27 protein-coding genes and 3 tRNA genes are annotated in these 19,406 nt (G+C 66.1%); 22 read left to right on the top strand and 8 right to left on the bottom strand.

Annotation, left to right across the window (positions count from 1 at the left end; all coding sequences use genetic code 11):
- Positions 1-2: 2 nt before the first annotated feature.
- Genes ACFPOB_RS27145 through ACFPOB_RS27080 form a run of 14 tightly spaced genes read left to right on the top strand, consistent with a single transcriptional unit; the run spans position 3 to position 7,053 of the window.
- Positions 3-443, top strand: a complete 441-nt coding sequence (locus ACFPOB_RS27145; protein ID WP_377801392.1) for a hypothetical protein — start codon at positions 3-5, stop codon at positions 441-443.
- Positions 443-1,540, top strand: a complete 1,098-nt coding sequence (locus tag ACFPOB_RS27140; protein ID WP_377801391.1) for an ATP-dependent DNA helicase — start codon at positions 443-445, stop codon at positions 1,538-1,540. The genes ACFPOB_RS27145 and ACFPOB_RS27140 overlap by 1 nt, the downstream gene beginning before the upstream one ends.
- Positions 1,540-2,328, top strand: a complete 789-nt coding sequence (locus tag ACFPOB_RS27135) for an HNH endonuclease signature motif containing protein (protein WP_377801390.1) — start codon at positions 1,540-1,542, stop codon at positions 2,326-2,328. Before ACFPOB_RS27140 ends, ACFPOB_RS27135 begins: the two co-directional genes overlap by 1 nt.
- The gene (locus tag ACFPOB_RS27130; protein ID WP_377801389.1) at positions 2,325-2,720 is read left to right on the top strand and encodes an HNH endonuclease signature motif containing protein; all 396 of its coding nucleotides are present in this window, start codon (positions 2,325-2,327) and stop codon (positions 2,718-2,720) included. The genes ACFPOB_RS27135 and ACFPOB_RS27130 overlap by 4 nt, the downstream gene beginning before the upstream one ends.
- Positions 2,717-2,956: a hypothetical protein gene (locus ACFPOB_RS27125; RefSeq protein ID WP_377801388.1), complete on the top strand. Its 240-nt coding sequence runs from the start codon at positions 2,717-2,719 to the stop codon at positions 2,954-2,956. Before ACFPOB_RS27130 ends, ACFPOB_RS27125 begins: the two co-directional genes overlap by 4 nt.
- A gap of 8 nt (positions 2,957-2,964) precedes the next feature.
- The gene (locus ACFPOB_RS27120) at positions 2,965-3,597 is read left to right on the top strand and encodes a DUF1643 domain-containing protein (protein WP_377801387.1); all 633 of its coding nucleotides are present in this window, start codon (positions 2,965-2,967) and stop codon (positions 3,595-3,597) included.
- Complete coding sequence (locus ACFPOB_RS27115; protein WP_377801386.1) at positions 3,594-3,824, top strand: hypothetical protein; 231 nt, start codon at positions 3,594-3,596, stop codon at positions 3,822-3,824. The genes ACFPOB_RS27120 and ACFPOB_RS27115 overlap by 4 nt, the downstream gene beginning before the upstream one ends.
- On the top strand, positions 3,821-4,021 hold the full coding sequence (locus ACFPOB_RS27110; protein ID WP_377801385.1) for a hypothetical protein: 201 nt from the start codon (positions 3,821-3,823) through the stop codon (positions 4,019-4,021). The genes ACFPOB_RS27115 and ACFPOB_RS27110 overlap by 4 nt, the downstream gene beginning before the upstream one ends.
- Positions 4,014-4,901, top strand: coding sequence for a DUF5131 family protein (locus tag ACFPOB_RS27105; protein WP_377801384.1), 888 nt, complete (start codon positions 4,014-4,016; stop codon positions 4,899-4,901). The genes ACFPOB_RS27110 and ACFPOB_RS27105 overlap by 8 nt, the downstream gene beginning before the upstream one ends.
- Entirely contained in the window at positions 4,894-5,130 is a 237-nt protein-coding gene (locus ACFPOB_RS27100) for a hypothetical protein (protein ID WP_377801383.1), read from the top strand. Before ACFPOB_RS27105 ends, ACFPOB_RS27100 begins: the two co-directional genes overlap by 8 nt.
- A complete protein-coding gene (locus tag ACFPOB_RS27095; RefSeq protein ID WP_377801382.1) occupies positions 5,123-5,437 on the top strand; it encodes a hypothetical protein in 315 nt (104 codons plus the stop codon). The genes ACFPOB_RS27100 and ACFPOB_RS27095 overlap by 8 nt, the downstream gene beginning before the upstream one ends.
- Positions 5,430-5,606 (top strand): hypothetical protein, encoded by a 177-nt coding sequence (locus tag ACFPOB_RS27090; protein WP_377801381.1) that lies wholly within the window; start codon positions 5,430-5,432, stop codon positions 5,604-5,606. Before ACFPOB_RS27095 ends, ACFPOB_RS27090 begins: the two co-directional genes overlap by 8 nt.
- 2 nt (positions 5,607-5,608) lie before the next feature.
- The gene (locus ACFPOB_RS27085; RefSeq protein WP_377801380.1) at positions 5,609-5,896 is read left to right on the top strand and encodes a hypothetical protein; all 288 of its coding nucleotides are present in this window, start codon (positions 5,609-5,611) and stop codon (positions 5,894-5,896) included.
- Positions 5,875-7,053: a hypothetical protein gene (locus tag ACFPOB_RS27080; RefSeq protein WP_377801379.1), complete on the top strand. Its 1,179-nt coding sequence runs from the start codon at positions 5,875-5,877 to the stop codon at positions 7,051-7,053. Before ACFPOB_RS27085 ends, ACFPOB_RS27080 begins: the two co-directional genes overlap by 22 nt.
- Before the next feature lie 98 nt (positions 7,054-7,151).
- Here ACFPOB_RS27080 and ACFPOB_RS27075 read toward each other — a convergent pair.
- Both ACFPOB_RS27075 and ACFPOB_RS27070 read right to left on the bottom strand, forming a co-directional pair.
- Positions 7,152-7,225, bottom strand: a tRNA-Gly gene (locus ACFPOB_RS27075).
- A 97-nt stretch (positions 7,226-7,322) separates the two neighbouring features.
- Entirely contained in the window at positions 7,323-7,460 is a 138-nt protein-coding gene (locus ACFPOB_RS27070; protein ID WP_377801378.1) for a hypothetical protein, read from the bottom strand.
- 154 nt (positions 7,461-7,614) lie between these two features.
- On the opposite strand from ACFPOB_RS27070, the gene ACFPOB_RS27065 reads away from it, so the two are divergent.
- Complete coding sequence (locus tag ACFPOB_RS27065) at positions 7,615-7,737, top strand: hypothetical protein (protein ID WP_280142091.1); 123 nt, start codon at positions 7,615-7,617, stop codon at positions 7,735-7,737.
- A gap of 90 nt (positions 7,738-7,827) precedes the next feature.
- Here the strand turns inward: ACFPOB_RS27065 and ACFPOB_RS27060 are convergent, their stop codons facing one another.
- From ACFPOB_RS27060 to ACFPOB_RS27045, 4 genes are all read right to left on the bottom strand, one after another.
- Positions 7,828-9,066 (bottom strand): MFS transporter, encoded by a 1,239-nt coding sequence (locus ACFPOB_RS27060; RefSeq protein ID WP_377801377.1) that lies wholly within the window; start codon positions 9,064-9,066, stop codon positions 7,828-7,830.
- A 159-nt stretch (positions 9,067-9,225) separates the two neighbouring features.
- A tRNA-Tyr gene (locus tag ACFPOB_RS27055) sits at positions 9,226-9,310 on the bottom strand.
- Between the two features lie 151 nt (positions 9,311-9,461).
- A complete protein-coding gene (locus ACFPOB_RS27050) occupies positions 9,462-10,040 on the bottom strand; it encodes a hypothetical protein (protein WP_377801376.1) in 579 nt (192 codons plus the stop codon).
- A 48-nt stretch (positions 10,041-10,088) separates the two neighbouring features.
- Positions 10,089-10,652 carry an AAA family ATPase gene (locus tag ACFPOB_RS27045; RefSeq protein WP_377801375.1) on the bottom strand — a complete coding sequence of 188 codons (564 nt, stop codon included), beginning with the start codon at positions 10,650-10,652 and terminating at the stop codon, positions 10,089-10,091.
- A gap of 107 nt (positions 10,653-10,759) precedes the next feature.
- Here ACFPOB_RS27045 and rlmB point away from each other — a divergent pair, with 107 nt between their 5' ends.
- Positions 10,760-11,548 carry a 23S rRNA (guanosine(2251)-2'-O)-methyltransferase RlmB gene (gene rlmB, locus ACFPOB_RS27040; protein ID WP_377801374.1) on the top strand — a complete coding sequence of 263 codons (789 nt, stop codon included), beginning with the start codon at positions 10,760-10,762 and terminating at the stop codon, positions 11,546-11,548.
- A gap of 59 nt (positions 11,549-11,607) precedes the next feature.
- On the opposite strand, the gene ACFPOB_RS27035 is transcribed toward rlmB, so the two are convergent.
- A complete protein-coding gene (locus ACFPOB_RS27035) occupies positions 11,608-12,027 on the bottom strand; it encodes a hypothetical protein (protein WP_377801373.1) in 420 nt (139 codons plus the stop codon).
- Positions 12,028-12,396: 369 nt separating this feature from the next.
- Between ACFPOB_RS27035 and ACFPOB_RS27030 the strand changes: the two genes are divergently transcribed.
- Positions 12,397-14,025, top strand: coding sequence for an MFS transporter (locus ACFPOB_RS27030; protein WP_377801372.1), 1,629 nt, complete (start codon positions 12,397-12,399; stop codon positions 14,023-14,025).
- Positions 14,026-14,472: 447 nt separating this feature from the next.
- Positions 14,473-15,606 carry a GGDEF domain-containing protein gene (locus ACFPOB_RS27025; protein WP_377801371.1) on the top strand — a complete coding sequence of 378 codons (1,134 nt, stop codon included), beginning with the start codon at positions 14,473-14,475 and terminating at the stop codon, positions 15,604-15,606.
- A 43-nt stretch (positions 15,607-15,649) separates the two neighbouring features.
- On the opposite strand, the gene ACFPOB_RS27020 is transcribed toward ACFPOB_RS27025, so the two are convergent.
- Positions 15,650-16,333 carry a L,D-transpeptidase gene (locus ACFPOB_RS27020; RefSeq protein WP_377801370.1) on the bottom strand — a complete coding sequence of 228 codons (684 nt, stop codon included), beginning with the start codon at positions 16,331-16,333 and terminating at the stop codon, positions 15,650-15,652.
- A 304-nt stretch (positions 16,334-16,637) separates the two neighbouring features.
- Between ACFPOB_RS27020 and ACFPOB_RS27015 the strand changes: the two genes are divergently transcribed.
- The 4 genes from ACFPOB_RS27015 to ACFPOB_RS27000 all read left to right on the top strand — a co-directional run bounded on the left by ACFPOB_RS27015 (position 16,638) and on the right by ACFPOB_RS27000 (position 19,330).
- Positions 16,638-16,712, top strand: a tRNA-Thr gene (locus ACFPOB_RS27015).
- Positions 16,713-16,785: 73 nt separating this feature from the next.
- Positions 16,786-17,211: a hypothetical protein gene (locus ACFPOB_RS27010; RefSeq protein WP_377801369.1), complete on the top strand. Its 426-nt coding sequence runs from the start codon at positions 16,786-16,788 to the stop codon at positions 17,209-17,211.
- 228 nt (positions 17,212-17,439) lie between these two features.
- Positions 17,440-18,426, top strand: coding sequence for an MBL fold metallo-hydrolase (locus tag ACFPOB_RS27005; protein WP_377801368.1), 987 nt, complete (start codon positions 17,440-17,442; stop codon positions 18,424-18,426).
- 130 nt (positions 18,427-18,556) lie between these two features.
- Positions 18,557-19,330: an NAD kinase gene (locus tag ACFPOB_RS27000; protein ID WP_092157071.1), complete on the top strand. Its 774-nt coding sequence runs from the start codon at positions 18,557-18,559 to the stop codon at positions 19,328-19,330.
- The last annotated feature ends 76 nt before the right edge of the window (positions 19,331-19,406 follow it).

Here is a 19,406-nt window from a genome sequence, read left to right as displayed (position 1 = left end):
CGATGGCCCGGCGATCCGCCAGCAAGCCCGTCACGATCCTGCGCGTGGTCCCGCACGGCTATGAGCCCGTGTCCGCCATCGACGCGGAGTTTCATGCCGGGCTGAAGCGCGGCGCCGAGGTCACCGCCACGATCGACAGTGCCAAGAGCAACGAGATGCTCCGGCTCTACTGGGGCTTCCTCGGCTGGGTCGTCGACAATCGCGATGAGTACGGCTCGTCGCGAGCGCTCTCCAACGCCGTCCTGACCGAGCTCGGCTACGCCGAAAGCTTCCGCCTCATGGACGGCTCGATGCACGTCAATCCGCAGAGCATCGCTGAGATGGACGACAACGAATTCAGGCTCTTCGCCAACAAGGCATTCGACCTGATCTATGCCGAGTTCGGCCTGGACGTCGAGGATTACAAGGCCGAGATGGCCGCCAAGGCCGGAGGGCGTCTGTGATGGCGTGGTCCCCGCAACAGGAAGCCGCGATCAAGGCCGTGCGCGCATGGCTCAAGGAGCCGTCGTCACAGGTCTTCTACCTCGCGGGTTTCGCTGGCACAGGCAAGACCACGCTGGCGAAGGATTTGGCCGGCGGCGTGAGCGGCGAGGTGCTGTTCGGCGCCTTCACCGGCAAGGCAGCGCTCGTGCTGCGCCGCAAGGGCTGCGCCGACGCGCGCACCATCCATTCGCTCATCTATTCCGTCGATGACAGCGATAGTTGGGAACCGACCTTCAAGCTCGACCCCAACAGCGCGGTGAAGGATGCCGAGCTCGTCATCATCGACGAGTGCTCGATGGTCGGCGAGGAGCTCGGCCGCGATCTTCTGTCGTTCGGCACGAAAGTGCTGGTGCTCGGAGATCCGGCGCAGCTCCCGCCGGTGAAGGGCGAAGGCTTCTTCACCTCGCGCCGGCCCGACTTCATGCTGACCGAGGTCCATCGGCAAGCCGCCGAGAGCCCGATCATCAGGATGTCGATGACGATCCGCGAGGGCGGCCGGCTCGACTATGGCTGCTACGGCGACAGTAAGATCATCACCCGCGAGGAAGTCGACCAGCAGGAGGTCGTCGGCGCCGACCAGGTGCTCGTCGGGCTCAACAAGACGCGGCGGCTCTACAACAACCGGCTCCGCCAGCTTCTCAACCGCCGCGACCCTCTGCCGATGGTTGGCGACCGTCTCGTCTGCCTGCGCAACAACCGCGAGAAGAAACTCCTCAACGGCGGCCTCTGGGAGGTCGTCGAAACCAAGGGCCGGAACCGCAAGAAGGGCGGCGTGAAGCTGCTCTGCTCGTCGGAAGACCACGTCGAAGCGAAGCCGACCGAGGTGTTCGTGCTCGACGAGTTCTTCACCGGCGACGAGAAGGACATCCCCTGGGAGCGCAAGAAGGGCACCGACGAGTTCACCTTCGGCTATGCCCTCACCTGCCACAAGGCGCAGGGCAGCCAGTGGGACAACGTCTATATCTTCGACGAGGGCTTCGCCTTTCGTGAGGACCGGGCGCGCTGGGCGTACACGGCGATCACCCGGGCCGCCGAGCGCGTGACGGTGGTCCAATGATGCGCACCCCCGAAAACCGCCGCCTGCATCCTCTGGGAGCAACCTACGGCTCTCTCACCGTCATTGGTTTCGAAGGCCGCGCACGACGCGTTCGGTGCTCATGTGGCACGGAGAAAATCATTCGCACCGACCACCTTACGCGAGTGAAGAGCTGCGGCTGTCGAGGTTCATTGAGCCTGTCCAAGTTACGCGCGTCTGTCGGCGACGAAATGAAATGCCAGGAGTGCGGTATCACTGTACAGCGGGGCTCCTATGGCCGCGCATACTGGTCTTCTCGCAAATTTTGCTCAAACGAATGCCATTTCGCTTCCGACCGCAAAGGTAGGGAAGCGAAGTTCTGGCTGAAAGTCCGAAAGGCCAAGAGCCCGAATGGTTGTTGGCTGTGGGCGGGCAAGCGCGACCAGGATGGCTATGGGCGAGTGCGTTATCATGGTGTGGAAACCCCTGCACATCGTAAGGCCTATGAACTCAAATGCGGAGAGATCCCCGCCGGGATGGTTGTTCGCCATTCTTGCGATAATCCTCCGTGCGTGAACCCGGCGCACCTGTCGGTTGGAACGGTCGCCGACAACTCGGCTGACATGATGTCCCGTGGCCGGTCTGCGGTACGGATCGGGCAGAAGAATACGGCTGCGAAACTAACCGAGCTGCAGGTTAGATCGATCTTTTCCGACCAGCGACACTACCGCGAAATCGCTGACGCGCACAGCATCTCTTCTTGGACCGTCTTTGACATCAAGGCCGGGCGCTCCTGGGGGCACCTCCGATTGAAGGAGGCCTCCCTGTGACGGTAACGCGGCGAAAGCTGACCACTGTCGACAAGCTCAAGGTCGTAGTGGCGCAAGCAACTTGCCCGCTTTGCAGAGGCAAGTTGGGCGATCTCGCTGATCTCGATTTCGACCACGAGCACGCTTTGGCGTTGGGTGGGGCCGACGAGATCGAAAACCTGCGTGCGGTCCATCGAGACTGTCACGCCGTGAAGACACGCGGCGCCGGAGCGACAACCGCGGGCTCCGACATCGGCAAGATCGCAAAGATGCGCCGCAACGCCAAGAAAGAGGCGGCGTTCCGGGCCCAACTGCTGGCCAAGGCCACGGGAAGCGAGCCGCCGGCGCCGACGCGCCGCAAGTCGCGCATCCCTTCCCGACCCTTCCCCAATCGCAAGAGGAGCAAGGCATGACGCCCTCCCCGTTTTGGATGGTCTATGGGCTGCACCAAGGCGCTCCGACCGCCAGGCACAAGACGCTGGACAGCGCCGTGATCGAGGCGAAGCGGCTGGCTCGGCTCAACCCCGAGATCGGCTTCTTCGTGCTCGAGGCAACGCACCATGTCGTGAAGCGCGACGTCGACGTCACGTTCATCGATCGCGACTTCGCGGATATCGGCCCCGCGCACCCTGACGACATCCCGTTCTGAGGCGCGCCATGAACGTGCAGAACCGCCCTGGCTCGCCGCTGTTCGTGAAGTCGCTCGTCCGCGCCAGCGGGGAGTGCCGGTTCGCCTTGACCTATGTCTGGGATGTCGCCGAGCCGATCTTGCCGTGGATCATGCTAAATCCGTCGCGAGCCGGCACGGCCGCCGAGACCGATCCGACGGCTCGTCGCATCATCGCCTTCTCATACCGTTGGGGCTTCGGCGGAGCGCTGCTGCTCAACCCGATCCCGTGCATCGAACCTGATCCGAAGCGCGTCATCGATTGGCTCGATTTCGAGACAGGTCCGCGCTGGGATCGTCGCGACGCTCTTTGGGACAACTGGAGCGGCATGGCGCGAGAGCTCGCCACGCACAACTTCGCCATGGCTGCATGGGGCAACAGCCTGTCCCGCCGGATGACGATGGGCGGCTACGAGTTCGATGTCATCCTCGAACAGGCGTTCAACGCCATCAATGACCCCGATGGCCCTCGCACCCGCACGCTTGACCTGTTCTGCCTTGGCCTGAACGGCGACGGCTCGCCGAAGCATCCGATGGCACGCGGCAAACATCGCGTGCCGGACGACGCCCGGCCGCTCGCCTTCAAGAACCCCGGCTCCATCGGCATCGGAGAGGCGGCATGACCGACATCCCCTACCAGGAGATGGCCCGGACCATCGACCGTATCCTCAACGGCGAGCAGCGCCCGAAGCAATTCGGCTTCGCGCTCTTCATTTTCGAGTTCGGCAAGGTCGAGGGCGGCCGGGTCAACTACGTGAGCAACGCTGATCGGCCCGACATGCTGGTCGCTGTCCGCGAATGGCTGGCTCGCGCCGAAGGTCGTGTTGCAGAGACGGGGACGCGCCAGTGACCCGCTTCAAGCCCCGCCCCCCGAAATGGCCCTGGCGCGACTTCCTCACAGCCGCCGAGGCGAACACGATCGCGCGAGCCGACGCGGCGAAGGCCGAGTGGAAGCGCCTCAACGCCGAGCGCGCGAGCATCACGAACAGAGCAATCCAGCGCGCCAAAGCCGCCGGCGCCAGGAAGGTGGAGCCGAGCCTTGGCTGAGACGACTGGGATCAGTTGGGCAGATCAAACCTGGAGCCCGTGGACTGGCTGTGCGAAGGTCAGTCCGGCGTGCGACGGTTGCTATGCCGCGCACCTGATGGGCACCCGCATGGGTCGGGTAGAATGGGGCGAGCCCGGCGTCGGCGAAGGCACTCGCTCGCTGATGAGCGATTCCTATTGGCGGCAACCGCTGTCGTGGGACCGTGCCGCGGCCAAGGCCGGCACGCGCCCGTTCGTCTTCCCGTCGCTCTGCGATCCCTTCGATACGGCCGTCCCGGCGCCGTGGCGCTGGCGCTTCGTCGAATTGATGGAGGCGACACCCCATCTGGTCTGGCTGCTGCTGACCAAGCGGCTTGGCAATGTTTCGAAGCTGACTGACCCGGCGCGCGGCGAGCGGCCTTTGCCTGAGAACGTCGCGTTTGGCGGCACATTCTGCAATCAGGCCGAATGGGATCGCGACGGCAGCAAGCTCCGCGACCTCGCCGAGCGTTTCCATCCGCTCTTCACCTTCGGCAGTTTCGAGCCCCTGCTCGGCTCGATCGACTTCCGCGGGGGCTGGTGCCCGGACTGGATCGTCGTCGGCGGCGAGTCCGACCAAGGGGCGCACAAGGCTCGGCCGATGCACCATGTCTGGGTGCATTCTCTCCATGACCAGGCCGTCTCCCGTCGCGCAATCTTCCACCTGAAGCAGTGGGGCGAATGGCGGCACGCGCCGGACCGCGCTCACTTCAAGGAGGCAATCCGCGAACCTTGGCGCCGCGTCGAATCCGGCATGGCCGGCATCCGCCCCGCGTTCATGGTCAAGGAAGGCCGCCGCCACACCGGTCGCCTGCTGGATGGCAAGCTGTTCGACGGTCGCCCCGAGGTGCGCCATGCATGAACGCAAGGTTCGCGAGGACGATGAAGCCTATCTCGGCCCGGTTGCGGTGGCGATGTTCGTCGAGCTCGGCTGGTTCAGAGAGTGGCCGATGACCTGGTCGAAGATCGGCCAGCGCGCGATCCGGAACGGGTATGGCCGCTGGACCACACCGACGCAGCAGCGGCTGCCGATCTATGTCGAGAACCTGCCGGGCGGCGCGGCGCATTGGGAGGGCCGGCGGCATGGCTGACGTCATCGACAAATGGAAGGTCGAGGAAGCCCGGCAATCCCGCGTCTTCGCCGAGGCGATGCAGAAAGCGATCGACGCCGCCGCCGCTGATCTCATCGCCGCGGGCAAGCCGCCGATCATGAACGCCCTCGCCGGCGCTTTCGTCTCGGTCGAGGCAGGATTTCTGGCCGGCCTTGCCGATCCCCGCAGCGTGAAAGCCGTGCGCGCCGCCATGGACAAGGCCAGACCGCGAGCGCTCGCCCTCGCCCGCGAGCAGAACGTCAGCCGCGCCACCGCCGTCATCGTGGGGAGGCGCTCCGATGCCTGAATTCCCCTACATTTTCAGGTGGAACCGCTGCGGCCGCAAAGGCCAGCGCTGCCGCGTCTTCGCCAGGAGCCGCCGCTGGCCGAACGGCAAGAGCATGAATTCGGTCGGCCTCGAGTTCGAAGACGGCTTCACCATGGTCTCCTCCGGCAACGCGCTGAGGAGGGCGTGACGATGGCGCGCGCGCAGTTCGTTCCCGATCTCACGATGGCCTCGGTCGCGCGGCTGCTGGGCTACGAGAGCGCGCGCGAGTTCATGCCGCATCTGCCGGAGTATGAGGCTCGCGGCTTCCCCAAGCCTGATCCGATCACCGGACGGGTCGATCCCGAAGCCTTCGAGCGCTGGCGCCGGCTGCGGTCGCCTCACCTATTCCCTGAATTGACGGCCCCACCATCCGCACGAGACCCTAGGCAAGTTTGGGCGGAACGGAGGGCTGGAAAATGGCGGGGAGACGCGGCGTGAAGATCCCCTATTCGCGCGTCAAGAAGAACGGCAAGCGGTACTGGGAGCCGACGCCGGAAATGCAGAAGGCCGGTTTTCGGCCGAAACCGCTTGGCGAGGAGAGCCCCGCCGCGCGCGCCGCGGCAATGCGGCTCTACGAGTCCTGGGAAGCGCATCGCCGCGGGAAGCCCGACCCGCATCTCGCGCCGCTGCCGAAGGGCCGCGAGGCAGCCGAGATCGCCCGGGTCTGGCCGAAGGATTCTATCGGCCACGCCTATCAGCGCTTCATGAAGACGGCGGAATGGGCCAAGCTCGCGCACTCGACCCGCAACCGGGATATCCTGCCCTCCTGGGCCTACATCCGCGATGAATGGGGCGACACCGATCCGAACCTGATGACGCTCGACATCCTGTCCGCTTGGCGGGCCGAGCTCAACGAGAAGCATGGCGAAGGCGTCGCGCACAAGGTCATCAAGGAGTGGCGTCGGCACTGGAAGGTGATGATGGCGCTGAAGGTTGCGCACGGCGCAGATCCTTCGCTCGGCATCCGCAACAGCGCGCCGCCACCCCGGTGGCAGACCTGGCAGGAAGGCGAGGTCGTGCGCCTGGTGAAAGCTGCGATCCGTCAGAAGCGACTGCGCCTCGCCGTCACGATCGCCTCGGTTTGGGACACACAGTTTCAGCCCGGCGACATCCGGACGCTGAAGGCCAAGCACCTGCGCTATGTCGGTGCCAAAGGCGACGAGGTGATTTTCGACCGCACCGCCGATGGGCGCCAGAAGACGGGGAAGCCTGCGATCGGCACATTGTCGAAGCGCTCTCGCCGGCTGCTCGACGCATATCTCGAGACGCGTCCGGAGATGACCCCAGAGGCTTGGCTGTTCCCGCTCTCGACGAATCGGGTGCCGGCGATCTCCGAGCTCACGCGCGAGTTCCGGGAGCTGTGCGATTCGGTCTTCCCGAAAGACCCTCGCCAACTCCGGGACATGAGGCGGTCCGGCACGGTCGAGGCGTTCGCCGGCGGCGCCACCCCGGCCGATGTCGGGACCAAGATGGCGAACAGCATCGGCCGTTCAAACAAGCTCTTCTCGACCTACAACCCTGTGGATCTTGCCAGCGTCCGGCGCGCAGATGAGGCAAGATTGAAAGGTCGCAGGGCGCGCCGCGACGGGACATGATCAGAACGAAAGTTGGAATTCCGAGCCAATCAGCAGTCCAGATAGTTGGAACGCGCCGAGCCCGAAGGAGATAAAGCGTTGCAAATCAATGGGATTTTTGGAGCGGGTGAAGGGAATCGAACCCTCGTATTCAGCTTGGAAGGCTGCTGCTCTACCATTGAGCTACACCCGCGCCGGGCCGCCAAATTCCGCATCCGGCCGGCAGGTGTCAACCCGTCACGGCGAAGAAGATGCCTTCGTCCACCTGAGGTGAAGCAAGGCGGGCAGGTTCACGTGTCGCTCAAGGCCCGCTGGCCGAGCCAGATCGCGGCGCCGGTGAACAGGCCGAGCGCGGCTCCGCCGACGATCGTGCCGAAAGCCAGAGCGCCGGCAGCGGCTATCGCTGCACTGAAAAGCACGATCCCCATAATCCCTCTCCCCGACGGCCAGCCTAACCAGACAAGGCTGGTCGGCTGCCCCCATTTGGGGGCGAAAGAGAGAAATTCGAGACCTTGCGCCGCTGCCCCCAAATGGGGGGCGATATCGCCCATCGACGCTGATATCAGTTCGTGGGGGCAAAACATGTTCGAATTCAGTGAGTTCTGCAATCCGCTGAGAGCCGAGGTCGCCGCGGCGATTCCACTGCCGCTGTCGATGTTGATCCACGGCCTCGGCATCCTCGCCGTGCTCTTCCTGGAGCCGTGACGGTCCTGGCCGCGCCTGCGCGAGACGAGCCTCTCGCCTATCCCGCGCGGGCGAGGTGGCGCCAGCCCGGCGGACATTTCTGCTGAACGATCAGCGCTTGGTCATCTCGATGTCGGGAATCGTCGGGCCGCTGGCGCCACGTTCGCCCTCGATGAGCGGCGGAGACGGATTCCGCGAGATCCGCAAGGCGATGTAGATCGCGACGGCGACCGAAAGCCCGACGAGATAGATCAACATGCCCTGCGGCCCCCGGAGCTGCATCAGCAGGGTCGCGGCCAGCGGCCCGATCGCCGAACCCGTGCCCCACAGGAAGAGCAGCTGCGCCGAGAGCCCAACTGCCTGGTCGCGTCCCATGCGGAAATAGGCGTGGGTGACGGCCACCGTGTAGAGCGGAATGCTGCAGCCGCCGATCAGGGCGAACAGGCCGAAGAGCCAGATGCGGCCATGGGCAGGGTCGACCTCCAGCAGCATCATCAGGCCGGCCGAGACCACCGCGACGATGCTGGTCGCAACCAGCATGATCAGCCGGCTGGCGATACGGTCCGCCAGCAGGCTCATCGGCCATTGCAGCAGGAGGGCGCCAATCTGGATGCCGGCCGTGAGCAGGATGGTCGCGCGCTGGTCGAGGCCCGAGAGAATGCCATAGGCGGGAGCGACGCTAGTCAGCGGGCCGCCGACCATCCCGACATAGAGGCAGCCGACAACGGCGGCCGGCGCCTGCCGCCACAGCGTGCGCAGCCCGACCGAGACGATCTCGCTCGATTCGGGGCCGCGGGCGCGCGTCAGCGCGACCGGGATCAGCGCAATCGAGAAGGCCATGCTGGCGAAGAGGAAAACGTCCTGCGACTGGATCGCGACATAGCCGACCCCGATCTGCGAGCCGATCAGCGCGACGCGGTTGAGGATCTGGTAGATGCCGAAGATGCGGCCGCGCTGCGACTGGTTGGCCTGCCCGCTGATCCAGCTCTCGATGCAGATGCCGTGGCCGGCCGCCGCCAGACCCATGACCAGGCGCGAAATCCCCCACCAGGCTTCCGGCAGCAGCGGAAAGCTCAGCGTCGAGACCGCCTGGAGCGCGGCGAACACGGCAAAGCCGCGGATATGACCGACGCGGCGGACGAGCGAGGGGTTGACGAAGCAACCGATCAGGAAGCCGAGCGAATAGGCCGAGGCGACGAGGCCGATCAGCAGCGGCGGCTGGTTCGCGATCGCCATCTGCAGCGGCACCACCGTGTTCACGATCGTTCCGGCAACCTGCAGGATCAACGCGCCCGCAACGATGGCGCCGAGCGCGGCGACAGAACCGCCCCCTTGGGTCTTTGCTGTCACTGCACCGTCATACCCGAATAGCCGATCACGCGAGGCTAGCAGCTCGCTCCACGACGGGGAAGGCAAAGGTCCTCATAGAGCGCGCCCATTGCCTCACCACATCGCTGGGTGCGAGCGCCTGGCAGAATAAGCGAGAGAAAACAGCGCTTAAAGGCAAGGTGGTGGGGGAAGCAGGACTCGAACCTGCGAAGGCATAGCCAGCGGATTTACAGTCCGCCCCCTTTGCCGCTCGGGACATTCCCCCGCCTTGCCGCAGGCCAGCCCGGAGGGCTGGCCGCAACCGCCTGTTTCACTTTTGTGAAGGGCGGCAGGCGCGGGCGGACTTATGAGGAGAGGGCCGCCGCCTGTCAACGCCAAAAAGGCATCTGACGACAAGCAATCGTACCGCGCCGCCTTCAGCCCTGCGGCCAAATGCTGCGGTGACGCCTGCGCCAGGCGAGCGCAGCCGGGAGGAAGGCCTGGAACGGCGTTCTTTCCGGCCTTTCGATCGCATCGGCGAGATCGGACGGCGGGTGAATCAGGCTGCGCACGCCATGGCGATGCAGCCAGACCGGCAGTTCTCCCTGCCGAACGAACATGGCGACGACCTGCCTGACCAGTTCGCTGCGCAGGGCCCGCGGGCTGGCGACGGGCCGCGCCACCACACAGAGGCGCGCGAACGGATTCGGGTGATCCTCCTCGCCCTCCAGGCAGAAGATCACGCCGCAGCGGTCCGGCCGCGCGTCGTCCGGCATCGCGTCGATGCGCCGCCACAGGCAGAACCAGCGCCGGCAGATCTCCGGCCGCGTCGCATGGATGCCGCAGCCGCTGCCGGTGTTGTGGCGGCACATGACGCCGGCCGGCTTGCCGACCTCAGGATCGACGATGCGCAGCACCTCGCAGCAGGCGACGCAATCGCCGCAATCGCGTCCGGGCACCAGATGGTTCAGCGTCCGGCCCGAGCGCATCGTGCCGGCCTGCGAGCTTTCCGCCATGGCGCGCCTCTCCGGACTGCGGCGAAGGACCGAGCCTAGCTCGGATCGTCATCGGCCGGAAGCGAGGCCCGACACATGGTCCAGCACGAAGGCCGCGCGTGTCGCGACATCGGCGCGTGGCAACTCGACCAGCTCGTAGCCACGATCGCGATAGGCCGCCGTGACCGCATCATACGTGCGCTCGGCCTCGGCGAAATCCTGCTTCCGCTCGGCATCCTGCGCATAGATCTCGCGCCAGGGCGGCGCCGTAAACACGATGGGAGCATAGCGGAAGGCATCAGCCGCCCGGCAAAAATGCTCCGGCACCGGAAGCCCGCACAGCCGCAGATAACCGATGCTGTCAGGGACGCCGCGATCGAAGAGGACCGGCCCCGCGCTCGTCTGCGCGTCGCCATGGGAACGCAGGTCGAAGTTCAGCATCAGCTCGGCGAACAGTGCCCGGTCGCGCCAGGGCAAGGCCGGCCCGTCGATGGCGAGCTGGTCGCGGATGATCGCCCGTCCCGCCTCGGGTGCTACACTGTGCCCCGCAAGCGCCAGCGCGTCGAGCAATGTCGTCTTGCCGGCTCCCGGCCCGCCGGTCAGCACGAACAGGCGCTCGTGTCTCGTCGTCATTCGCAGCTTCTCCTTGCGATGAATGCGTTGAAAATTCCGCTTCCTAGCGTTCGGGCTGGCCAAGCTGGCCGCGCCATGGCAGGGCATGGCGTCACCTTTCCGGAGCCATGATGTCCGCCCCGTCCCGCCCCCGTTTCCAGAATCGCCGCGGCCGTCCGGATCGTGATGGCCCGCCGCCGCACCGGCCCGGCGAGATCGACGAGGCGATCCTCTATGGTGCCCATCCGGTGATCGAGGCGCTGCGCAATCCGAACCGACGCTTCCGCAAGCTGCTCGCCACCGAGAACGCGCTGAAGCGTCTGACCGAAGAGGTCGGCGAGTTGCCGCTCGTGCCCGAGATGGTGCGGCCCTCGCAGATCGACCGGCTATTGACGCCCGACGCCGTGCATCAGGGGCTCTATTTGGTCTGCGATCCCCTGCCCTCGCCCGATCTGGACAGCCTGCCGGACGATGCGATCGTGCTGGCGCTCGACCAGATCACCGATCCGCACAATGTCGGGGCGATCCTGCGCTCGGCCGCTGCCTTCGCGGTCGCCGCCGTGATCGTCACCATCCGCCATTCGCCGGCGGCGACGGGCGTGCTGGCCAAATCGGCCTCCGGCGCGCTGGAGCACGTGCCGCTCGTCGCGGTGAAGAATCTGGGAGATGCGCTGGACAAGCTCGGCGAGCGCGGCTTCCTGCGGCTCGGCTTCGATTCGGACGGCGATGTCTCGCTCGACGAGGTCCCGCTGCGCCGGCCTCTCGTACTGGTGATGGGCGCCGAGGGCAAGGGCCTGCGCCAGCGCTCGCGCGAGCTATGCGACCATCTCGCCCGGCTCGACATGCCCGGCGCAATCAAGAGCCTCAACGTCTCCAACGCGACGGCGATCGCGCTCTACGCCGCGACCCGGCGCTGAAACATCAGACCGGAACGTGGACTCCACTGTTCGGGCGAATCCGAGGCGACATCTGACCCTCAGCGTCGCGCTACCTGGCCCTCGCTGCTGAAGCGCATGACCCGTACCACTGGGCGACCTTTGTTCGTTTCGATCCGATACAGCACGGGATCGGCGGCCGGCGGCCGCGGAATCCCGATCGCGACCGGGATCGAGGGCTCCTTCACTGAAGGCGGCTCGCTCGCCTCAGGCAGCACGATCACGACCCGCTGGTCGCCCGGCCAGCCAGCGAAGCCGGAATAGCCGCCATAGAAGCCTCCCCGCCCGTGGCGGACGTGGCCAGGCCGCGCGCCCGGTCGCATCGGAGCGAAACGCGGAGCCGAACCGGAGACGCCGGCCGGAGCCGCCGCGCCGAAACCCGGCGCCGCGACGGCGGGAGAGGCTAGGAGACAAAGCCCGGCGAACGCGACAGGCAGAGGAATTCGAGAGCGAAGTTTCATGCCGTCGTTTCCCTTCCTGCGCAGCCTGCCGGCGCGGTTAGCGAAAGGTTAACAACTCGGATCAAGCAAGGCGAGTCACCCAGGCCACGGGGCCGGGTCGCCTTCGAGTATGGCTCAATCCTTCGTCTTACGCCTTTCGGTGCAAGACCAAGTGCTCGGTTGAAGATTGCCGGGTGTGGACGCATTCGTAACCCATCAAACTTGGCTTTTCAAAGGCCTTTGCCCTGAGTCGGCTCGCCCGGCTCCAAGCGAAGAACCGCCGGCAAGGCGGCGTGAGGATGCAGCGGGTGGTCCGCCGCATCCGGGGGAACGACAAGACGGGAGCGCTTCATGAGCATGGCAGCAACAGCGGCTTCACAGCCGCGTCCGATGACCAGGGAAGAAAGGAAGGTCATTCTGGCCTCCTCCCTGGGCACGGTCTTCGAATGGTACGATTTCTATCTCTACGGCTCGCTGGCCACGATGATCGGCGCGCACTTCTTCTCGGCCTTCGACCCGAACACGCGCGCCATCTTCGCACTGCTGGCCTTTGCCGCAGGCTTCCTCGTGCGCCCCTTCGGCGCGCTGTTCTTCGGCCGCCTGGGTGACCTGATCGGCCGCAAGTACACCTTCCTCGTCACCATCGTGATCATGGGCGCCTCGACCTTCCTGGTCGGCCTGCTGCCGAGCTATGCCTCGATCGGCTGGATTGCGCCGGTGATCCTGATCGCACTGCGCATGCTGCAGGGCCTGGCGCTCGGCGGCGAATATGGCGGCGCGGCGGTCTATGTCGCCGAACACGCCCCGGTCGGACGCCGCGGCTTCTACACCTCCTGGATCCAGACGACCGCGACGCTCGGCCTCCTGCTGTCGCTGATCGTCATCCTTGGCATCCGCACGACCATGGGCGAGGCCGACTTCGCCGCCTGGGGCTGGCGCATTCCGTTCCTGTGCTCGATCATCCTGCTGGCGATCTCGGTCTGGATTCGCTTGCAGATGCAGGAATCCCCGGCGTTCCAGAAGATGAAGGCCGAGGGCACCGGCTCGAAGGCGCCGCTGACCGAGGCTTTCGGCCAGTGGAAGAACGCCAAGATCGCCCTGCTCGCGCTGTTCGGTCTCACCGCCGGCCAGGCCGTTGTCTGGTACACCGGCCAGTTCTACGCCCTGTTCTTCATCCAGAGCATCCTCAAGGTCGACCTCTACTCGGCGAACGTGCTGATCGCCTGGTCGCTGATCCTCGGCACCGGCGGCTTCATCGTCTTCGGCGCGCTGTCCGACAAGATCGGCCGCAAGCCGATCATCCTGGCCGGATGCCTGATCGCGGCGCTGACCTATTTCCCGCTGTTCGGCGCGCTTACCAAGGCGGCGAACCCCGGCCTCGCCGCGGCGCATGAGAACGTCAAGGTCCAGGTCGTCGCCGATCCCGCCACCTGCGGTTCGGTCTTCGATCCGGTCGGCGTGCGCACCTTCACCCAGCCCTGCGACATCGCCCGCCGCACGCTGGCCACCCAGGCGATCGTCTACACCCAGGCCCCGGCCCCGGCGGGCACGCCGGCCAAGGTCACGGTCAACGGCAAGGACGTCGCGATCGACGGCGCCTTCGCGGCGAACATCGCCAAGGAAGCGGTCGCAGCCGGCTATCCGGCGGCGGGCGATGCCCGCATCGTCAAGACCGGCTTCCTGAATGCGCTGTTCAACGCGCAGTCGCTGACGATCATCGCGATCCTGACCGTGCTCGTGATCTACGTCACGATGGTCTACGGCCCGATCGCGGCGGCGCTGGTCGAACTCTTCCCGACCCGCATCCGCTACACCGGCATGTCGCTGCCCTATCATATCGGCAATGGCTGGTTCGGCGGCCTGCTGCCGGCGACCTCGTTCGCCATGGTGGCGGGCACCGGCGACATCTACTACGGCCTCTGGTACCCGATCGTGATCGCGATGATGACCTTTGTCATCGGCATGCTCTTCGTGCCCGAGACCAAGGATCGCGACATCCTGACCCACGACAACCCCTGATCCTTCAGGCTGGATCGGCCCCGTCGATCCTGAGAGCCCCGCCCGAAAGGGCGGGGCTTTTTTGTGGGCCGGCGCAAACCGGCGGCATGGGCAACCGGACGGATGTCAGCCCCACCGCAGCCCGGATACTTTGCAAGTTCCCTAACTGGATGCGCCGGACATCGGCATGGCGACCAACAAGGCCAATCTCAGTTCTTCAGTGATCATCGCAAAGCAATTCTCAAACAAGGATACTAATACTGCGTTCCTGTACGCAGGCGCGTCCCGAGGCAAAGCCAATTTCCCGCCGTTACAACTCGTCGTCACAAGCCGAAATTAACTCATTTGGGCTAAGTTCTTCGGAGCTGGGCAAGCCGGGAGCTTGATCAGGTCTGAATCCGAATGCGGCCACTGCCGACGACGATAGCGATGGATCTTGCAACCCTCTGGTACCTGACACTCGGGACTATGCTCGTCGCGGCCGCCATGACGCTGTGGGAGCGGGAGGGCTCGGCGCGATCCAGGGAACTCGGGCTTTGGGCCATGGCCTACGGCGTCTTCGCCGCGGGCTGCATCCTCGCGATGAACCGGAATCTGCTTCCGGGCGTCTCCGGTCCCGCGCTCACCAATGTCGTCATGATGCTGGGCTACACGCTCGTTCTCAAGGGCGCACTGCTGCTGGATGACAGGAAACTGCCCGCTGCTCTCACCGCGGGCGCCCTCGCCGCGATCGGTGCAGCCTGGTTCATGGCGGGCACTGGGCTGGGGAGCACCTTCTGGAACTATGTCAGTGCCTTGCCGATCGCGGTCGTCACCGGTCTCACCGCCCTCGCCCTGTCTCGCAGCCGCACCGTGGCGGGGCTGCGCTCCCGCCCGATCGCGATCGCCGTCTTCGCCGGTCACAGCATCTTCAATCTTGCCCGTACGGCCGTCGTGCCGATCATCGCTGCATTCCTAGGCGATAGCGTGCCGGTCATGGCCGCCAAGATGACGATGTACGAGGCCGTCCTGTTCTCCGTGGCGATGCCGATGTCCCTGCTCGCGCTCGTGCGCGAAGAGGAGCGAGCCCGGCTCCTGGCGGCCACCCGCACCGACTTCCTGACCGGCCTCCTGAACCGCCAGGGCTTCTTCGAGCTTGTCCCAGAGCACGTGCGCAGCAAGGAAGACAATGTCTCCCACACGCTGCTGGCCTGCGATCTCGACCACTTCAAGGCCATCAACGACACCTATGGCCATGAAGCGGGCGACAGCGTCCTGAAGCTTTTTGCGCAGATCGCAGAAGACGCTGCGGGTGCAAACGCCCTGTGCGCCCGCCTCGGCGGCGAAGAATTCGCGATCCTGCTGCCGGCCACGACCGCAGCAGCAGCCCGCGCGGTCGCAAAGGACGTCGCGCATCGCTTCGCCGCGGCGGCGGCACGCAGCGACGGCCTCGCCATCGCGGCCACGGTCAGCATCGGGCTGGCCAAGGCCGAGGTCCGAGCTGGCAAGACCGATCTGGCCGAGCTCCTGGCGGCGGCCGATCGGGCCCTCTATAAGGCCAAGCTGCTCGGGCGCAACCGCATCGAGGTCGCCGAACCGCCGAAAATCGCCGCGGCCGCGTGAGTGGCAGGCGGAGCCGGCCGGCCACGCCGAAGCCGCGAGCGCCTCACGCCGGCAAAACGGTGACCGGCGTGCCCAACGCGACGCGGGCGTACAGGTGGATGATGTCCTGGTTGATCATCCGGATGCAGCCCGAGGAGACATTGGTGCCGACGGTGTAGGGCTCGGTCGTGCCGTGAATGCGGTAGCCGAGATCACGTCCCTCGCCGAAGAGATAGAGCGTGCGGGCGCCGAGCGGGCTCTTCGGCCCGCCGCGGACGCCGGGGCCGCGCGGCGTCGGCTCGAGCTGGGCCCTGATCTGCGGGTCGCGCTCGATCATCTCTTGCGGCGGCACCCAATCGGGCCAATCGCGCTTCATGTTGATCTTCGCCTGGCCCGTCCAGCCGAAGCCCTCGCGGCCGACGCCGACGCCATAGCGCGTGGCGACACCGCGCGATTCAACGAAATAGAGATGGTAGGAGCCGGGATCGACGACGATCGAGCCCGGCGGCTCGGCCCCACGGAACTCGACTGTCTGGCGTAGATAGCGCGGCTCGATGCTCTGATAATCGATCGCCGGCACCGGAAAGCGCTCGCCCGGATACTCCACGTAGACCTGCGCATAATTCGGCCGCGCCAGCGTCCGCGTCAGGCTGCGGCTGCTCGGCGCGGCGATCTCCGGCAGCGCCACGATGCTGCCTCCCCCGCCACAGCCGGCAAGGCTGGGAGCGAGCAGCGAAAGGGATGACATGGTAAAGGACCGGCGGCTCAGCATGGACTCATCTCGGGCAAGGCTTTTGCAAAAGCATCGACTTAGATGGTTACGGGCAGGTGAATGCCGGGGCGTGAGTGTCCGCCGCCCTTCAGAACCGCATCTCGACGTCCCTTGAGGGCGTGGTCTCTGGAGCGTTCGCCGATGGCGGCGGCGTACGTCAGGCCAAGGGCGGTGGCACCGCGAACATAGCCTTGGGGACGCGCCGGCGATCGTGGCGGAGCCGGCCAGCTCACCGTCGGTCTTGCCCTTGCCATGGCAGCCTGATACCGCAGCGCACAGGGCCGGCGTAGCACAGCGGTAGTGCAGCGGTTTTGTAAACCGAAGGTCGGGAGTTCGATCCTCTCCGCCGGCACCACCCTGATCCCCGTGGCCTGTCACTTGCAAGACATGCCGGCGCGACGACGGAGACGAGCGGAGCCGACCGAGCGATGACCTCTGCCGACCAGCGCGACCATCTGCTCGCCCTCGCACAACGCTGCGAGCGCACCGGTCGCCCCGACCGCAATCTCGACGCCGACATCTACGAGGCTCTCGGCTTCACCGTCCGGCGCAAGCCGACAACCCTGCTCGCCCCACGCACCCCGCCCGGCGGCATCTACCAGCACGGCTCGCTCTGGAAGGCGATCGGCAAGATCAGCGCCGAGATCGACGTCGCGGTCGGCGTCATCCGCGAGAAGGCACCGGACTGGAACTGGAGCCTGCAATCGGTCGCGACCGAGCAGCAGACCTACGAGGCGCTGGTCGCGGGCTGCTCCGGCCAAGGCGCGCTCGCCTCGCTCGCGCTCTGCGCCGCCTTGCTCAAGGCCTTCGCCAGGAGCCGCTCCGAGCAAGCGCCGACACAGGCCGAATCCTAGGACGACGGCGAGGCAGAGTCGGCGCACGGACTGATGCAAGCAGCCGGTGTCCAACCTGCGCTGCAGCGGCGACTTCACGGAAAGTTGACCCTAGGCAACCACACAGCGGTTGAAGGCGTTGTTCCGGCAGCTAATTTGGCGCTCGGGCCGATCCGGAGCCCAGGCATGATGCCGGATGGCGGGGCGCTATCCGGGGAGGTCATGCCTTCTCGCTGTTGGAGCCTGATCATGGCCCGTTTCGAACCCTCGCGCCGCACCGTGATGGCGGGCGCTGGCGCGCTCACCGCCGCTGCCGCGCTCGATCTGCCCGCCGGCATCGCGCCGGCCCAGGCGCAAGGAGCCCCCGTGAACCAGAATCCCGGTTTCTACCGCTACAAGGTCGGCGACATCACGGTCACTGCCATCAATGACGGCTTCGCCAAACGCCCGCTCGAGGGCTTCGTCCGCAATGCCGAGCTCGCCGACGTCAAGAAGGCGATGGAGCAGGCCTATTTGCCGGCCGATGCGCTCTCGATCAGCTTCACCACGCTGGCGCTGCAGATCGGCGACAAGCTCGTGCTGATCGACACCGGCAACGGCGATTCCGGCGCGCCGACCTCGGGCGCCTGGATGAAGAACTTCCAGGCCGCCGGGCTCGACCCGACGAATGTCTCGACCGTCGTCTTCAGCCATTTCCACGGCGACCACATCAACGGTTTCCGGCTCAAGAACGGCACCGCCGTCTTCCCGAACGCCGAGGTGATGGTGCCGGCGGCCGAATGGGCGTTCTGGATGGACGATGCCAGGATGAATGCCGCGCCCGAGGCGATGAAGGGCGCTTTCGCCGGGGTGCGCCGCGTCTTCGGCCCGGTCGCCAAGGACGTGAAACAGTACGAGGCCGGCAAGGAGATCCTGCCGGGCGTGACCGCGATCGCCGCGCCCGGCCATACGCCGGGCCATACCGTCTATGCGATCTCTTCCGGCAACGGCAAGCTGATGGTGATGTCGGATACGACCAATCATCCGGCCCTGTTCGTGCGCAATCCCGACTGGTCGGCGGTGTTCGACATGGACGGGCCGCAGGCGGCCGCCACCCGCCGCAAGCTGCTGGACATGGCCGTGACCGACAAGATGCAGGTCGCCTTCTATCACGCCCCCTTCCCCGCCACCGGCCATATCGCCAAGGCCGGCAACGGTTTCGAGCTCGTCCCGGTGCAGTGGAGCAGCGCGATCTGAGACCCTCGCACCTCCGCTGGAGAGAGGCCGAGGCGCGTGCCTCGGCCTTTCTTTTTTCAAGGCCGAACGGCTCGCGGTTCGGTCCGGCGCCGTGTTAGACGGGTAAGGCTATGCCGACCGGATACCAGCGATGACCGAGCGCTTCACCGCCATCTCCTTCGTCGCCAGCGAGACCCCGGAGGCCCAGGCCGCGCGGGTCAAGCTGGTCGAACGCTATGGCGATGCCGACCCGGCGCAGGCTGAGGTGATCGTCGCGCTCGGCGGTGACGGCCTGATGCTGCAGACGCTGCATCGCTTCATGGGCACGGGCAAGCCGATCTATGGCATGAATCGCGGCTCGGTCGGCTTCCTGATGAACGAGTTCCGCGAGCGCGGCCTGCGCCAGAAGCTCGAGGCGGCACATCGCAGCGTCGTCCACCCGCTGACGATGACGGCGGCCGATTGCAACGGCAAGCGCGTCGAGGCGCGCGCGATCAACGAGGTCTCGCTGTTCCGCCGCTCCTATCAGGCGGCGAAGCTGCGCATCTCGGTCGACGGACAGGTACGCCTGTCCGAGCTCGTCGCCGACGGCGTGCTGCTTGCGACGCCGGCCGGCTCGACGGCCTACAACCTCTCCGCCAACGGCCCGATCCTGCCGCTCGACGCGCCATTGCTGGCGCTGACCCCGCTCTCGCCGTTCCGGCCGCGGCGCTGGCGCGGAGCCCTCCTGCCCGACCATGCCAGGGTGACGATCGCGGTGCTGGAGGCTGAGAAGCGCCCAGTCAGCGCCGTCGCCGACCATACGCAGATCGACAACGTCATCTCGGTGCAGATCGCGATCGACCGCTCGCTCGACCTCGTCATGCTGCACGATCCCGGCCACAGCCTGGACGAGCGCATCCTGCGCGAGCAGTTCGGCTATTGAGGGCGCGACACCGACCGCCAAGGCCCCGAGCGCCAGCCCCCTCCGCCCGCCGTTGCCCTGCTCCCTGCGGGTCATC

Origin of the sequence: Allobosea eneae, assembly GCF_042657265.1 — a bacterium.
GTDB classification, from domain to species: domain Bacteria; phylum Pseudomonadota; class Alphaproteobacteria; order Rhizobiales; family Beijerinckiaceae; genus Allobosea; species Allobosea eneae.
Note: the sequence above shows the minus strand (reverse complement) of the source record. Positions and strands in the feature narration are given on the sequence as shown.